Origin of the sequence: Streptomyces sp. NPDC049687 (assembly GCF_044465285.1) — a bacterium.
Taxonomy (GTDB): Bacteria; Actinomycetota; Actinomycetes; order Streptomycetales; family Streptomycetaceae; genus Streptomyces.
Genome location: NZ_JBITLN010000003.1, coordinates 333,992 through 348,430 on the forward strand (window position 1 = coordinate 333,992; position 14,439 = coordinate 348,430).

Genomic DNA, 14,439 nt, shown 5'->3' on the forward strand with positions numbered 1-14,439 from the left:
GGGCGACCGGAGGGACGGCGAGTGACCCCCGCACCGCACGCGCGGCACGGCGTGGAGGAGCTGTGCACGGAGGGCGCGCGACTGTACGAACGGGCCCTGCGCGACGGCCGTCTCACGGCCGCCGACGCCGAACCCGCCCCCTGCCTCCTCGACTTCGGCCTGCTGCACCCGGCCGTCGACGACCCGGGCCTGCTCGAGCCCGTCCCGCCGGTCCTCGCACTGCACCGGCTGCTGCGCACGACCGGAGACCGCATCGCCGCCGAACGGCGGCGCGAGGACAGGCTCCTCGGCGTCTTCGAACCGTTCCTGCGCCTGGACGAGAGCCGCGCCACGGCCTCGGACACCCCCGCCGTCACCCTTCTGAGTGGCATGCCCCTGATCAATGCGGCCATCACCCGGGCCATGGCCGACGCCCGCCGAGAACTGCTCTGCGTCCAGCCCCGTACCAGCCACGTCGGCCCGCCGCCGAGCGTCCACCTCGAGGCCATCGCCCGTGACCAGGCCTTCCTCGACCGCGGTGGCCGGATCCGCACCCTCTACCAGCACACCCTGCGGCACGCCCCCACCGTCCTCGCCCGCTACGAGCGGCTTCGCGGCGACGTCCAGGCCCGCACCCTCGACGAGGTCACCGACCGGCTCATCCTCGTCGACCACGCGGTCGCCTTCCTCCCCGCCAACAAGGAGCGCACCCTCGCCCTCGAAGTGCGCCAACCCGCGCTCATCGAGTACTTCGCCACCACCTTCGACCACCTGTGGCGCCTGGCCGTCCCCATGCACCCCCAGGCCGTCCGGCAGCCCTCCCTGAACGGCGTCACCCCCCGCCAGCGGGCCATCGCCACCCTCCTCGTCGAGGGCCACACCGACGCCGTCATCGCCGCACGCCTCGGCATGAACATCCGCACCGCCCGCGTCCACATCGCCAAACTCGCCGCCACCCTCGGCAGCGACAGCCGCGCCCAACTCGGCTACCTCATCGCACGCTCAGGAATCCTCGAACAGGAAAGAGATCCGACGTGAACGCGCCGCCGCACCCGCACCACGGCGTGGCAGACCTCTGCTCCGAGGGTGTGCTGCTCTACGAGCGTGCCCTGCGCGAGGGCCGCCTCTCGGCCGCCGACGCCGCCCCCGCCCCCTGTCTGCTCGAACTGGGCCTCCTGCACCCGGCCGTCGACGACCTGGGCCACCTCGAACCGGTGGCCCCCGCGGTCGCCCTGCACCGCCAGCTGAACTCCACCGCGGCCCGCATCGCCGACGAACGGCGCCGCGAGGAACGGCTGACCACGCTCTTCGAGCCCCTCATGCGCCTCTCCGGCAGCCGCACCGCACCCATGGAGTCCGCCTCCCTGCGCGTCCTGTACGGCAACGAGCAGATCAACCAGGCCATCACCGAAGCCATGGACGAGACGCGCGAGGAACTCCTGTGCATCCAGCCCCGGGCCGGCCTCGACGGCGAACGGGGCGCCACGGCCACGGAGGTGGCCCTCCGGCGCGACCAGGCGGTACTCGACCGGGGCTGCCGGATCCGCACCCTCTACCAGCACACCACCCGGCACATCCAGAGCATCATCGGCCAGTACGAGCTGCTGAACGGCGACGCCGAGGCCCGCGGCCTCGACGAGGTCACCGACCGCCTCATCATCGTCGACCGCGCGGTCGCCTTCCTCCCCGCCAACGAGGAGGGCACCCTCGCCCTCGAGGTCCGCCACCCCGTCCTGGTCACCCATCTGGCCACGGCCTTCGACCGGTTCTGGCGCCTGGCCACCCCCATGTACCCGCAGGCCGTCCAGCGCCCCTCCCTGAACGGCGTCACCCCCCGCCAGCGGGCCATCGCCACCCTCCTCGTCGAGGGCCACACCGACGCCGTCATCGCCGCACGCCTCGGCATGAACATCCGCACCGCCCGCGTCCACATCGCCAAACTCGCCGCCACCCTCGGCAGTGAGAGCCGCGCCCAGCTCGGCTACCTCATCGGCCGGTCGGGGATCCTCGACCGGGAACCGGAGCAGGACCGGGCACCGCACCCGGCACCGGAACGCTGAAGCCGCTCGGGTCCACCGGCCCGTCCAGCCCCACCTGCGCGATCCGCACCCCCAGCTGGGTCCGGCTCGCCGCACCCAGGGTCTCCGACAGACGGGCGATGTGGGCGCGGCAGGTGCGGACGCTGATCCCCAGACGCTCGGCGATGACCGCGTCCTGGTGGCCCTCCGCCAGCAGCGCGGCGATGGACTGCTCGCGATGCGAGATGCCCTCGATCCGGGTGTCGGGCAGCGGCGCGGTGAGCGGGATCGCCAGCCGCCACAGCCGTTCGAAGACCGTCACCAGGTAGGCGATCAGCGCCGGGTGCCGCAGCTCCAGCGCCATCGTGCGGTCGGGGTTGGCCGGGATGAAGGCGACCTTGCGGTCGAACAGGATCAGCCGGTCGATGACCTCGTCCAGGGTGCGCGCCTCCACCGCGTCACCCATCAGCTCCAGGTAGTTCAGCAGGCCCTGGCCGTGCCGCGCCACATGGTTGTACAGGTCGCGCATCCGCACACCGCGCCCGCGCAGCTCCAGCGCCCGGTGCAGGCCCTCCGACAACTCGTGCTCGCGCCGGATGCCGCCCGGCTGCACCGTCAGCACCTCGGTCGTGCACGCCTCGGTCGCCTGGTCCAGGGCCGCCTGGATACGGGAGGAGCCGTCCAGGACCCGGATCGCCGCGCCCTCACCGGCCGGCCCGCCCGGCGCCGGCCCGCCCAGACCGGCGTACCACTCGAAGGCGGCGACGGCCGAACCCATCCGCCGCTCGCTCGCGCTGACCTCGTCGTGGAGGCCGCGCAGCAGCCGGGTCATGACCTCCTGCGGGGAGGTCGGCACCAGCCAGTCCATGTCGTCGGGGTCGGGGTGGAGCAGGGCCAGCTCCAGCAGGCACGGAACCGGCTCGGCGTCGCCGCGCGGTACCCGTCCCCGCCGTACGGCCCGGGAATACACGCGATCCCCGGTTTCGCACAGTCGGTCAGCACCGTGAGGATGCTCCTCCGTCCCGTGCCCGGCCATCGCCCATCCCACCCCCGCCTAACGCCCCGCTCACGCGTCTTCCGCGACGCAACTATGCGCGGACCGGACCGGGTCCGCAACACGGCTCCCCCGGCCACGGCAGCGGAAAACCACTCATATACATGGGTTTCTCCCGGCCTCCGCCCCTCGCACTGCAACAAGCTGATGGTGGTGGACCCTCCCGGAATGGGTGCATCGTTGATTCCGCTTCCCGCCGGGTGTTGCCCGCCCGGAGCGGTCCGGCCGGGCCACGGGGGAGTGCGGCCGGACCGGGGAGCATCTTCCGGACGCGTGTGCGCCGGCGGAAACCGCCGAGTGATCGCGGTGTTACGTCCCGCGCTTAACGTCTGGCCATGGCGGACATATTTGACGCATACGCGTTGGCCGACGCGTGGGACGAGATGTTCGAGCGGCCGGGTGAGGTCAGGACCGCCTATGAGCCGGTACTGGCTGCGCTCCAGCCGATCGAACCGGGTGAACTGCGGTTCCGGGCCGACCAGATGGCCCGCGCCTTCACCGACCGTGGCGTGACCTACGCCTTCGCGGGCGAGGAGCGGCCCTGGCCGCTGGACCTCGTGCCCAGGATCCTCGACGCCGTCGAGTGGGATTTCATACAACGGGGCGTCAGTCAGAGAGTCAGGGCCCTGGAGGCCTACCTCGCCGACGCCTACGGGCCCTGCCGCGCCTTCGAGGACGGGGTCGTCCCCTGGCGGCTGCTGCTGGGCTCCCCGCACTTCCACCGCGCGGCGCACGGGGTGGAGCCGCCGAACGGCATCCGCATCCACGTCGCCGGCATCGACCTCGTCCGGGACGAGGCCGGGGACTTCCGGGTTCTGGAGGACAACGTACGGGTGCCCAGCGGCGTCTCGTACGTCATCGAGAACCGGCGGGCCATGACCCGCGTCTTCCCCTCCCTCTTCGACGGACAGCACGTCGTCCCCGTCGACGGCTACCCGGCCCGCCTCCTGGCCTCGCTGCGGGCCGCCGCGCCCGAGCGGACCGCCGATCCGCGGGTCGTCGTCCTCACCCCGGGCCCGAGCAACGCCGCGTACTTCGAACACGCGCTGCTCGCGCGGCTGATGGGCGTGCAGCTGGTGGAGGGGCACGACCTCGTCTGCCGCAACAACCGGGTGTGGATGCGGACCACCCGGGGCGAGGTCCCCGTGCACGTCGTCTACCGGCGGCTCGACGACGACTTCCTCGACCCGCTCCATTTCCGCCCCGACTCGGTCATCGGCTGCCCGGGCATCATGAGCGCGGCCGTGGCCGGAAACGTCACCCTCGCCAACGCCGTCGGCAACGGCATCGCCGACGACAAACTGCTCTACACGTACGTCCCGGACCTGATCCGGTACTACCTCTCCGAGGAGCCGGTGCTCCCCAACGTCGAGTCGTACCGGCCCGACGAGCCCGGCCAGCTCGCGGCCGTCCTCGACCAGATCGACCAGCTGGTCATCAAGCCGGTGGACGGCGCGGGCGGACAGGGCATCGTCATCGGCCCGAAGGCCGACGCGAAGACCCTGGAGAAGACCCGCAAGGCCGTCGCCGCCGACCCGCGCGGCTTCATCGCCCAGCGGCCCGTCGCCCTGTCCACCTCCCCCACCCTCACGGGCGAACGCATGGCGCCCCGCCACATCGACCTGCGCCCGTTCGCCGTCAACGACGGCAACGGGGTCTGGGTCCTGCCCGGCGGCCTGACCCGCGTCGCCCTCCAGGAGGGCAACCTGATCGTCAACTCCAGCCAGGGCGGCGGCTCCAAGGACACCTGGGTGATCGCCGAGGGCCCCGTCGAGGGCCCCTCCCGTGTCTCCGACGACGGCACGCTCCCGCCCGTCGTCCCCCGCCAGCTCGGCCCCGACGGGACCCCCACCCTCGTACCGGAAGGGGCGCAGCAGCAGTGAACGACGTGATCCTCTCCCGCATCGCGGAGGCGCTGACCTGGACCGGCCGCTATGTCGAACGGGCCGACGCCACCGCGCGCATCCTCGACGCCTACCTGCACCGCATGCTGGAGGACCCCTGGCGCGACGAGGACGTGGCCTGCCGCTCGCTGTACGCGATCCTCGGAGTGGACGCCGGCGCCGGGCCCTGCGACATGCAGCAGGTCCTGGACCAGCTGGCCTTCGACGCCCGCTCGACGGGATCCATCGAGGGCGCCCTGGGCGCGGCCCGGCTGAACGCGCGGAGCGCGCGGGAGGCCGTCTCCTCGGCCATGTGGGAGTGCCTCAACGCCACCTGGCACGCCCTCGCCGACCAGCGCCGCGCCGCCCGCCGCACCGGCCCCTACGCCTACCTGGAGCTCGTCCGCAGCCGCGCCGCGCTCTTCTTCGGCCTCGCCGACTCCACCATGAGCCGGGACGACAGCTGGCGGTTCGTCGTCCTGGGCCGGAGCCTGGAGCGGGTGGACATGACCGTACGGCTGCTGTCGGTGCGCGTCCTGGACGCCGCCCACGCGCCGGACTGGCCGACCCTGCTGAGCGCGTCCGGCGCCGACGAGGCGTTCGCCCGGATCTACGGCGGCTTCGGGGACACGGCTCGGGTCGCCGAGTTCCTCCTCCTGGACCGGGACTTCCCGCGCTCGGCGCTGCACGCGCTGACGACGGCCGAGGAGTGTCTGTCCGCCCTCGGCCGGCCCCGCCAGGACCCGGCCCGCCGCCCCATCGGCCGGCTGCGCACCCGTCTGGAGTACCTCGACAGTCATGCCCTCGAGGAACAGCTTCCCCTGCTCCTGAGGGACTTGCAGACTGCCTGCATGGCCTCCGCGGAGGCGGTCGCCGAGCGGTTCTTCCCGTACCAGGGGCCCGTCGTGTGGGCCCAGGAAGGAGCGTGAGCGCGATGACGCGCCGACTGCGCATCCGTCACACGACCCGTGTCTCCTACGCCCAGGCCGCGGTCTCCTCGCACAACGAGGTGCGGATGACCCCCCTCACCCTGCCGGGCCAGACGACGCTGGACTCACGGGTGACCATCCGCCCGGCGGCCACGACCTGGTCCTACTGGGACTACTGGGGCACCCAGGTCACCGCCTTCGAACTGATGGACCCGCACGCCGACCTCACCATCACGGCCTCCAGCCTGGTCGAGACGGCCCCGCCGGACGACCTGCCACCGGCCCTCGCCTGGCCGGAGATCACCGACCGCACCGCCGCCTCCCGCCTCCTGGAGTTCGCCACCCCGACGGTCCGTACGACGGTCCCGCCGAAGCTGCTGAAGAGGGCGAGGAAGGCCGCGGCGGGCCTGGACCCGCACGAGACGGCGGTGGCCGTGTCCTCCCTGGTCGCCGACCGGGTGACCTACCTCCCCGGCGCCACCGGCGTGAACACCTCGGCCACCGAGGCCTGGGAGCAGGGCGCCGGCGTCTGCCAGGACATCGCGCACGTCACGATCGCGCTCCTGCGGGGCCTGGGCCTGCCCACCCGGTACGTCTCCGGCTACCTCCACCCCGAGCGGGACGCGGAGCTGCACCGCCCGGTGGCCGGGCAGAGCCACGCCTGGGTCGAGTACTGGGCGGGCGACTGGCACGGCTACGACCCCACCAACCGCACCCGCGCCGACGAGTCCCACGTCGTGGTCGGCCGCGGCCGCGACTACGACGACGTCACCCCGCACAAGGGCATCTACCGGGGCGTCGCCGGCGGGCCGCCGGAGGTGACGGTGGAGTTCACACGGGTGGCGTGAGGAAAGGGGGGCCCGTGCGCGGGCTCCCCTTCCTTTCGTGTACGCCGTCGGCCGGTGGGGCTACTTCAGGTTGATGGCGTTGCACGCCTGCTTGTAGGCGGCAGTGCAGATGTCGGAGACCTTGTAGATGCCGTCCGCGACGACGGTCTGCTTGATGTTGCTCTTGGTCAGCGCGACCACGGTCACCAGCTTGGCCGGGATGTCCTTGTTGGTGGGGCTGTCGACCTTGTCACGGGTGAGGGCCTCGAACTGCAGCTCACGGCCCTGGACCTTGGCGACGGCGGCCTCCGCGGCGGCCTCGGCCTCGCCGGGGTACGGCTTGTAGACGCTCATGTACTGCTCACCGCTGATGATCCGCTGCACGGCCTGCAGCTCGGCGTCCTGGCCGGTGATGGGCGGCAGGTCGCTGTCGCTGACGCCCGCGGCCTCGAAGGCCTTGATGATGCCGCCGGCCATCGCGTCGTTGGCGGAGTACACGGCGGAGATCTTGCTCGCGCCGAGCTTCTCGATCGCCTGGGTCATGTGTGCCTGGGCGATCTCCGGCTTCCAGCCGTCGGTGTCGTAGGTCGCCGCGATCGTCACCCGGCCGTTGAGCTCGTTGAGCGCGCCCTGCTTGAACTGCCCGGCGTTCGGGTCGGTGGGCGAGCCGTTGATCATGACGACCTGGTCGGAGGTGTCGGCCGAGCCGAGCGCCTCGGTGATGGAACGGCCCTGCACCTCGCCGACGAGCTCGTTGTCGAAGGAGACGTACGCGTCGATCGGGCCCTCGGCGAGACGGTCGTAGGCGATGACCGGGATGCCCGCCTCCTTGGCCTTCTTCACCATGGGCGCGATCTTGTGGGAGTCCACGGCGTCCAGCAGGATGCAGTCGACCTTCTCGTCGATCATCTTCTGCATCTGGGTGTTCTGCGTCGACACCTTCGAGCCGGCGTTGGCGTACTCGGTCCTGCCCTTGTTGCCCGTCAGGGCGGCGATCTTCGCCTTGATGATCGGGTAGTCGAACTCCGCGTACCGGGTGTTCGTCTTCTCCGGCATCAGCACACCGATGGTGATGTCGTCGGTCCGGGTCGGTGCCGCGTCGCTGCTGTCCCCCGAGGCCCCCAGCATCCCGCACCCGGCGAGCGAGAGGGACATCGTGGAGGCGACCACAGCTATGGCGATACGACGCATTCGGAGGCTCACTTCAGGTGCGTTTACGGACTTGGGTGCGACAAGTTGACCCAGGTGTCTGAAAAGACAACGCGGCTACGGCCGCCGGAGTCAAGCGGAACTACTTAACGAAGTAGCAACATCACCCTCCGCTTGGCACGTGAAGACGCATGGACACGAAGCGAAGGGGGTACGGAACTGCCTTTACGGTCTCTCCCCAAAGCGGGCGTCAGGAATCGGCAAAGAGCCGTACAACCAACATCAGTTCTCGCGAGTCGTGATCACGACAGGCTTTCTCCTCGCGCATGCCTGCCCTTCCCGACCAGAGGACCGAATGAAGCCAGCCAGACTCGCGACGGCCGTCGTGCTCGCCACGACCGGTGGTCTCCTCAGCACCGCCACCGCGACCCCCGCCTCGGCCGCGACCAGCTGCACCTCACCGGTGTACAAGCGTCAATTCTTCGCTAACACCACCTTTTCGGGTACGGCGAAGAAGACCGACTGCGACTCGACGATCAGCGAGAACTGGGGCACCAGGGCCCCCGCCTCCGGCCTGCCCACGAACAACTTCGGGGTCCGCTGGACGGTGACGAGGGACTTCGGCTCGGGCGGCCCCTTCACGTTCACGGCGGCCGCCCAGGACGGCGTCCGGGTCTACGTCGACAACGTCCGCAAGATCGACGTCTGGAGGAACGTCTCCTCGACGGTCACCAAGACCCTGAACCTGACGATCCCCAAGGGCAGGCACACGGTCCGCGTCGACTACGTGAACTGGACCGGCGGTGCCAACGTCAAGTTCACGTACGCGCCCCGCACCTCCGCGACGGTCGACAAGGTGAGGCCGCTGGCACCGACGGGTGCCGAGTGGGACTACTTCCCCGACGCGGAGAACCAGTGGGCCGCCTACCTCACCTGGGCGAAGAACAAGGAGATGGACCTCGCCGGCTACCGCGTCTACCGCCGGGTGGAGGGCACCGGCACCTGGACGAAGGTGGGCACGACCACCGGCCTCAGCTTCGGCGAGACCCCGCCGCCCACGGGCCAGTCGTACTACTACGAGATCCGCGCCTACGACAAGGCGGGCAACGAGTCGGCGGGCAGTGCCGACCAGGGGCCGCTGGAGAGCAACGACGCGACCGGTCCCGCCGCGCCGGTCCTGACCGCCCAGGCCGTGGAGGCCTCCAACAACCTCTCGTGGACGGCGTCGTCGGCGGACGCGGTCACGTACCGGGTCTTCCGCAAGGCGAGCAGCGCGACCTCGTACACGCAGCTCGCCGAGACGACCTCCACCTCCTACACGGACACCACGGCCGCGTACGGCAGCGCGTACGACTACAAGGTCAGCGCCCTGGACGCGGTGGGCAACGCCACCGCCTCGAACGTGGTGCGCAGCACGCGGACCATCACCCCGCCGCAGAACGTGACGGCCACCGTGCCCAGCTGGGGCGTGGTCTTCACGCTCACCGAGCCGGCCGACAACGACACGGCCGACTACCGCGTCTACCGCCGCCTCCCGGACGGCGGCAGCTGGACGCTCACCGACTGCCGCTCCCGCAGGACCGGCACCGACGAGAGCGGCAACACGGTCCGCTCCTGCACCGACTACGACGGCCGCCAGGGCGTCACCTACGTCTACGTGATGACCCGCAAGAACACCGCGGGCCGCTGGTCCACGGCCTCGGCGGAGATGACCGTCACCCGGCCCGGAGACGAGATCCCGCCCCCGCCGGTGACCGGCCTGACCGCCGAGCCACTGGAGTACGGCGTCAAGCTGGACTGGGACGACAGCACGGCGGCGGACGTGGAGAAGTACTGGATCTACGAGCAGTCCGCGTGGTGGAGGGATCCCGAGTACCTCGGCACCGTGTCGGCCGACACCTCGGAGTTCGTCGTGGGACCTGAGGCGGCGAACGGCGAGGCGAAGACATATGTCGTCGTGGCCGTCGACAAGTACGGCAACTCGCTCAGCTACCAGGACGAGAGCGGCATCGACGACTGGAGCGGCCCCTACTCCAAGGTCGACGTCACCGAACTGGACCTCAGGCCGACGACCGTCCCCGAGGACACCGCGCCCTGCCGCGTGCTCACCTACACGACCATCGGCGACGCCGGCGGCATGTACATCGAGTGCGCCGACTCGGTGGCCACGGAGGCCGCCGGCATCAACGTGTACCGCTGGGACCGCGCCACGAGCACCTACATCCGAGTGACGGACGTCCCGCTGGCGCCCACCGCCACGAACTACACCGACCACACCATGCCCGCCGGCACGACGCACTACTACCTGCTCGGGGTCGTCGCGGCCGACGGCACGGAGACGTTCAGCAACGTGGACTTCGCGGTGTCCCTGCCGAGCGAGTCCTGAGGACGGCGATGAACACGGCTCTCCGGGCAACCGCCGTGGTGCTGGCCACCACCGGCGGTCTCCTCACCGCGGTCACCGCCACCGCGGAAGCCGCGACGACCTGCGCCTCGCCGGTCTACAAGCGGCAGTTCTACGCGAACACCTCTTTTTCCGGCACACCAGGCAAGACGGACTGCGACAGCGCGGTCGACGAGAACTGGGGCACCAGGGCGCCCGCCTCCGGCCTGCCCACCAACAACTTCGGGGTCCGCTGGACGGTGACGCGGGACTTCGGCTCCGGTGGCCCCTTCGCCCTGTCGGTCGCGGCGCAGGACGGCATCCGGGTGTACGTCGACGGCGTCCGCAAGATCGACGTCTGGAGGAACGTCTCCTCGACGGTGGCCAAGACCGTCAACCTCACCGTCCCCAAGGGCAAGCACACCCTCCGCGTCGACTACGTCAACTGGACGGGCGCGGCGAACGTCAAGTTCACCTACACGCCCCGCACGTCGGCGGCCGTCGACAAGGTCAAGCCGCTGACCCCGCTGGACGCGCTGGTGTCGTACGACACGGCCACCAACCGGACCAAGCTGACCTGGACGAGGAACCGGGAGATGGACCTCGCCGGCTACCGCGTCTACCGGCGGCTGCGGGGCAGCACCAGCTGGACGAAGGTGGCGACGACCACGGCGGTCTCCCACACCGACACCCCGCCCGCGACCGGCGCCCTCTACTACTACGAGGTCCGCGCCTACGACAGGGCCGGCAACGAGTCGGCCGGCACCGCCGACGCACCGGTCACCAGCATCGAGCTGAAGCCACCCGCCGGCTACACCGCGGCTGCCACCGACACCGGCGCCGAACTGAGCTGGTGGCCGGTCGCCGGCGCGGTGAGGTACCGGGTGGAGCGCACCGACGGCTCCGGCGTCACCAAGGTCTGGGACGTCACGGACCTGGGCCACAGCGACAGCACGATCGGCCGTGCCACCGCCGTCACGTACCGAGTGGCGGCGGTGGACGGCTCCGGCCACGTCTCGCCGTACACGGAGAGCCGCACCGTGAGCCGCCCGCCGGCCACGCCCCGCGGGCTCACGGCGACCGGGGGCGTCGGCAGCGTGACCCTGCGGTGGACGATGAAGCCGGAGGACGCCCCGTACACCTCCTTCCGCGTCTACCGCTCCAAGACGCTGCCCGTGACCACGGCGACCGCCCAGTCGGTCCTGTGCACCACGGCCTTCACCCAGCTCGCCGACGGCAGCCGCCAGTACAGCTGCGGCGACTACTCGGTCGAGGAGGGCACGACCTACCACTACGCCGTGGCGGCCGTGGAGTTCCCCTACGTCTCCGCTCTCTCCGGCGCCGCCACCGTCACCACGCTCAGCTCGGACAAGGCGCCCGCCCCCGTGACGGGACTGACGGCCACGGCGACGGAGTACGGCATCGAGCTGGACTGGGCCGGCAACACCGAGGACGACCTGTACCGGTACGTGGTCTACCGGGGGCAACTGCTCGGTGAGGAGGGCGACGAACAGGTGTGTTCCGCCTCCGAATGGGCGTACCTGAACGTCGCCCAGACCGCCTACACCGACGTCACCCTCCCCGACGGCGACCGCCGCTGCTACTTCGTGGACGCCCGGGACCAGGCCGGCAACTCCAGCTTCAAGTCGACCGGCGACGCCCACGTGGTCGTCGTGGACGAGCTGGACCTGACCCCGTCCGTGGCGACCCCGGAGGGATCGCCGCTCACCGTGACGGCGACCGAGTGGGACGGCGCGGACGCCGCGTCCGTCCACCTCTCCTGGAACGAGATCGACTCCGCGACCGGCTACGACGTCCTGCGTTGGAACCCGGCAACCGAGGCGTACGAGAAGCTGGCGACCACCTCGGACCGCTGGTACTTCGACACGACCGCCGCGCGAGGCACCACGCACTACTACTGGGTGACCGCCCACTACGCCGACGGCACGGACTCCGCGCCCGGCGCCGACCACATCGTCCTCGAACCCGGAAGGGCAGCATGACCCCGCACTCCCGCACCACGGCCGCCGCGGTGGTGCTCGCCACCGCGGGCGGCCTCCTCACCGCGGTCGTCGCCCCCGCCTCGGCCGCGACGACCTGCACATCCCCGGTGTTCAAACGCCAGTTCTACGCGAACACCAGCTTCTCCGGTACGCCGAAGAAGACCGACTGCGACTCGACGGTCAACGAGAACTGGGGCGCCGGTGCCCCGGCCTCCGGCCTCCCGAGGAACAACTTCGGCGTCCGCTGGACGGTGACCAGGGACTTCGGCTCCGGCGGCCCCTTCGCTCTCTCGGTCACGGTCCAGGACTACGTACGCGTCTACGTCGACGGCGTCCGCAGGATCACCCTCTGGTCGGACACCGGCGCCACCGCCTCCAAGACCCTCAACCTCACGATCCCCAAGGGCAGACACACCCTCCGCGTCGACTACGTCAACTGGGAGAACGGCAACGCGAAGGTCAAGTTCGGCTACGCGCCGCGCACTTCGGCGTCCGTGGACAAGGTGAAGCCCCTCGCTCCCACGGGGCTCACGGCCACGTACACCCGGTCGACCGCCCGGGCCGGACTCACCTGGGCGAAGAACAAGGAGATGGACCTCTCGGGGTACCGGGTCTACCGCAAGGCGCAGGGTGCCGCGGCGTGGAAGCGGCTGGCCTCCACCACCGCCACCACCTACACCGACGCCACCCTGCCGGTGACCGGTGAGTCGTACGTGTACGAGGTGCGGGCGTACGACAAGGCGGGCAACGAGTCGGCGGGTTCGGTGGACAGGACCGTCGCCACCGTGGACAGGACGGCGCCGGCCCAGGTCAGCGGCCTGACGGCGACGGCCACGACGGCGGGCAACTCGCTCCTGTGGCAGGCCGGTTCGTCCACGGACGTGCACCACTACGAGGTGTGGGGCGCGCCGGAGGGCCGGCAGGACCAGGACGGACCGGAGACCGTGTTCGGGACGTCGTTCACGGACGCGCTGGCGGAGCCGGGGACGGCGTACCACTACACCGTGCAGGCCGTCGACGCCGTGGGCAACGTCGCTACGGCCTCCGCCCCGGTGACGGTCACCCGCCCCGTCCCCTCGACGGTCGTCGCCCCGACGAACGTCCGGGCGACGCCCTCCGACGCGTCGACGACCGTGTCGTGGGCCTCGGACACGGCGGACGCGACGGGCCTCCGCGTCTACCGGCGCACCTCGGCGACCGGCGCCTGGTCCCTGATCGCCGCCCCCGCGACGGACTCGTCCTCGTACGAGGACACGACCGCCCCCAAGGGCAGGGCGTACTACTACGTCACCGCGGTGGACGCCACGGGCGCGGACTCGGCGCCCTCCACGGAGACCGTCGTCGACCGCCTCTCCCCGGCCACGGCGACCGGCCCGGCCGCGCCGACGCTGACGCTGGTCTCGGCCGGCATTCCCGCACGTCAGGCCATCCAGGTCACGGCGGCTCCCGGCGCGGGCGACGAGGGACGCGGCCTGCGGGGCTACTCCTGGGAGATCGGCGGCGCCTGCGGCTCCAGCGGCACCCGGCTGTCCGCGACGGGTGCCATCAGCTGGACGCCGCCCTACAACGGCCCCTGCGTGATCACCGTGTACGCCGTGGACGCCTACGGACGTCAGGGCGGGCAGAGCTCGTCGCTGGAGTTCTTCGTCGGCCGCTGAGGTGCCGGTACCGTCCGGTCCGTCATGATCATCACGGGTGTCCGGACGGCTGAGGGCCCGGAGGTCGTCGTCTACCTCCGGGCCCTCACGCGTGTCGGTCCTCAGTCCGAAGTGCCCTGTCGCTTCGGACGCCACACCACCAACGCGCTGGTCTGCTGGACCTCCTGGTACGGGACCAGGTCCCGGCGGTAGGAGGCGTGGACCGCTGCCTCGCGCTGCTGCATCGCCGCCGCCGCGCCGTCCAGGGCGGACTGCAGTTCCGCGACCCGGGACTGCAGGGCGGCGACCTGGTTCTCCAGCTCGATGATCCGCTTGATGCCGGCCAGGTTGATGCCCTCGTCCTGCGACAACTGCTGGACGGTGCGCAGCAGTTCGATGTCGCGGGCCGAGTAGCGGCGGCCCCGGCCGGCCGTGCGGTCGGGGGAGACCAGGCCGAGGCGGTCGTACTGGCGCAGCGTCTGCGGGTGCAGGCCGGAGAGCTGGGCCGCCACCGAGATGACGTAGACCGGGGTCTCCTCGGTCAGTTCATACGGGTTACGTCGACGGCCGTCCATCA

The 14,439-nt window shown here is 71.0% G+C and carries 11 protein-coding genes; 8 read left to right on the forward strand and 3 right to left on the reverse strand.

Annotated features, from left to right (window positions below):
• The first annotated feature begins 21 nt into the window (after window positions 1-21).
• Window positions 22-1,017, forward strand: a complete 996-nt coding sequence (locus ACIBVL_RS11450) for a helix-turn-helix transcriptional regulator (protein ID WP_399095660.1) — start codon at window positions 22-24, stop codon at window positions 1,015-1,017.
• On the forward strand, window positions 1,014-2,039 hold the full coding sequence (locus tag ACIBVL_RS11455; RefSeq protein WP_399095663.1) for a LuxR C-terminal-related transcriptional regulator: 1,026 nt from the start codon (window positions 1,014-1,016) through the stop codon (window positions 2,037-2,039). Before ACIBVL_RS11450 ends, ACIBVL_RS11455 begins: the two co-directional genes overlap by 4 nt.
• Here the strand turns inward: ACIBVL_RS11455 and ACIBVL_RS11460 are convergent.
• Complete coding sequence (locus tag ACIBVL_RS11460; protein WP_399095666.1) at window positions 1,966-3,033, reverse strand: LuxR C-terminal-related transcriptional regulator; 1,068 nt, start codon at window positions 3,031-3,033, stop codon at window positions 1,966-1,968. The two genes, ACIBVL_RS11455 and ACIBVL_RS11460, sit on opposite strands and share 74 nt — an antisense overlap.
• A 353-nt stretch (window positions 3,034-3,386) precedes the next feature.
• Between ACIBVL_RS11460 and ACIBVL_RS11465 the strand changes: the two genes are divergently transcribed.
• From ACIBVL_RS11465 to ACIBVL_RS11475, 3 genes are read left to right on the forward strand one after another with little or no spacing between them, the layout of a single operon-like run.
• Window positions 3,387-4,934 (forward strand): circularly permuted type 2 ATP-grasp protein, encoded by a 1,548-nt coding sequence (locus ACIBVL_RS11465; protein ID WP_399095669.1) that lies wholly within the window; start codon window positions 3,387-3,389, stop codon window positions 4,932-4,934.
• Window positions 4,931-5,863 carry an alpha-E domain-containing protein gene (locus ACIBVL_RS11470; protein ID WP_399095672.1) on the forward strand — a complete coding sequence of 311 codons (933 nt, stop codon included), beginning with the start codon at window positions 4,931-4,933 and terminating at the stop codon, window positions 5,861-5,863. The genes ACIBVL_RS11465 and ACIBVL_RS11470 overlap by 4 nt, the downstream gene beginning before the upstream one ends.
• A 5-nt stretch (window positions 5,864-5,868) precedes the next feature.
• Window positions 5,869-6,711, forward strand: a complete 843-nt coding sequence (locus ACIBVL_RS11475; RefSeq protein WP_399097183.1) for a transglutaminase N-terminal domain-containing protein — start codon at window positions 5,869-5,871, stop codon at window positions 6,709-6,711.
• A 60-nt stretch (window positions 6,712-6,771) separates the two neighbouring features.
• Here the strand turns inward: ACIBVL_RS11475 and ACIBVL_RS11480 are convergent, their stop codons facing one another.
• Window positions 6,772-7,881 carry a sugar ABC transporter substrate-binding protein gene (locus ACIBVL_RS11480; RefSeq protein ID WP_399095675.1) on the reverse strand — a complete coding sequence of 370 codons (1,110 nt, stop codon included), beginning with the start codon at window positions 7,879-7,881 and terminating at the stop codon, window positions 6,772-6,774.
• A 313-nt stretch (window positions 7,882-8,194) separates the two neighbouring features.
• Here ACIBVL_RS11480 and ACIBVL_RS11485 point away from each other — a divergent pair, with 313 nt between their 5' ends.
• From ACIBVL_RS11485 to ACIBVL_RS11495, 3 genes are read left to right on the forward strand one after another with little or no spacing between them, the layout of a single operon-like run.
• The gene (locus tag ACIBVL_RS11485) at window positions 8,195-10,225 is read left to right on the forward strand and encodes a fibronectin type III domain-containing protein (RefSeq protein WP_399095678.1); all 2,031 of its coding nucleotides are present in this window, start codon (window positions 8,195-8,197) and stop codon (window positions 10,223-10,225) included.
• Between the two features lie 8 nt (window positions 10,226-10,233).
• Window positions 10,234-12,225, forward strand: coding sequence for a PA14 domain-containing protein (locus ACIBVL_RS11490; RefSeq protein ID WP_399095681.1), 1,992 nt, complete (start codon window positions 10,234-10,236; stop codon window positions 12,223-12,225).
• Window positions 12,222-13,883 (forward strand): fibronectin type III domain-containing protein, encoded by a 1,662-nt coding sequence (locus ACIBVL_RS11495; protein ID WP_399095684.1) that lies wholly within the window; start codon window positions 12,222-12,224, stop codon window positions 13,881-13,883. The genes ACIBVL_RS11490 and ACIBVL_RS11495 overlap by 4 nt, the downstream gene beginning before the upstream one ends.
• A gap of 101 nt (window positions 13,884-13,984) precedes the next feature.
• Here ACIBVL_RS11495 and ACIBVL_RS11500 read toward each other — a convergent pair whose 3' ends face one another.
• Window positions 13,985-14,437: a heat shock protein transcriptional repressor HspR gene (locus ACIBVL_RS11500; protein WP_399095687.1), complete on the reverse strand. Its 453-nt coding sequence runs from the start codon at window positions 14,435-14,437 to the stop codon at window positions 13,985-13,987.
• Window positions 14,438-14,439: the final 2 nt, after the last annotated feature.